This window comes from Corallococcus llansteffanensis, assembly GCF_003612055.1.
In the GTDB taxonomy this organism is placed as follows: Bacteria; Myxococcota; Myxococcia; order Myxococcales; family Myxococcaceae; genus Corallococcus; species Corallococcus llansteffanensis.
This window is the reverse complement of sequence record NZ_RAWB01001047.1, coordinates 1-1,199: the sequence shown is the minus strand read 5'-3', so window position 1 is coordinate 1,199 and position 1,199 is coordinate 1. Positions and strand designations below refer to the sequence as shown.

Sequence of the window (1,199 nt, the reverse complement as noted above, 5' to 3'; positions counted from 1 at the left end):
CCCACAGGCCCTGAGGACGCCGGACCTCCAGTTCCCCATCTCCGCCGCCACCTCCAGCACCGCGGAGACCTGGAGTCCCCAGCGGAGCCACGAGCAGATGAAGCTGCTCTGGAAGGTGGACGTGCAGCAGGCCACCGTCGGCGGGAGCTCCAACAGGGAGAAGATTGAAAGGTTCCTCAACGGCCGGGGGGTGCCCTCGTCCAAGCGCTACCTGGCGCTCTGGTCCAGGTTCAGCGGCAAGCGCGGCGGCCCGCACGCACAGCACGACACCAGCTTCACGGCCATGCGGCAGATGATCCACCTGGCGCTCGCCGAAGGGTACGTCGTGCTGATCGTCGGAGATCAGGCCCGGGAACCCAAGAAGTACGACACGATTGCCGCGGTGGGCCGGGGCCGGGTGATCAACCTGGTGGAGTTCTGGGGCGAAGGAGACTGGAAGAAGTTCTTCCCCGACGCGGGCCGCCAGGCGCAGTTCCTGCTCTTCGAGTACCTGGCCCAGATCGGTGCGTTGAAGCACCTGGGCTCACGCAGCGGCAACCTGGAGGCCTTCGTGCTCCTGGGCCACCAGGTTCGCTACATGGAGGAGGCGGGCAACCTGCAGGCAAGCCGCATGGAGGCCTGGCACTCGAACCAGAAGGCAGGCATTGGCTACGACCGGATCGTGATCGAGGACCGCGTTCCCTCCCTCACCGGGCAATGGGTCACCGAGGACGCCAGCCAGAACAAGTCCGAGAGCAAGCCGCCCTGGGTGGAGTTGCCGCTGTCGGACCACAAGGAGAACTACATTCCCGGGCCGCTCTACGGCGTTCGCAAGGATTGGGACTGGAAGAGGGCCCGGGCCAAGGAGCGAGGCTTCACGATCAAGGACCTGGAGAAGATCCACGACTATCTGAAGCACGACGACACGGAGAGCACTTCGGGCCTGTCCACCTGGCTGCTGGAGCTGTATCGCAGGCACGAGGAGTATCAGGCGAAGGGATGGGCGCTGGAGCTCCACGAGCTGGACCTCTCCATGCAGCGCCGGCTCCACGCGTTCACCGCCGAGCCGAACGCCCTGCTGCCGCCCTGGTTGGGGGCGCTCCTGGGGGCGGTTCACAAGACTCCGCCCGACCCCGAGCCCACGGTGCCCGTCCCGGATCCAGACGCGCCCGAGAAGCCCTCCCAGGGCAGTCGTGGCAAGAAGCAGGACGCAAGCACGA

The 1,199-nt window shown here is 66.4% G+C and carries 1 protein-coding gene; it reads left to right on the top strand.

The window, feature by feature from the left end:
* On the top strand, positions 1-1,199 hold a 1,199-nt coding region (locus D7V93_RS45695; protein WP_208723355.1), incomplete at both ends, for a hypothetical protein.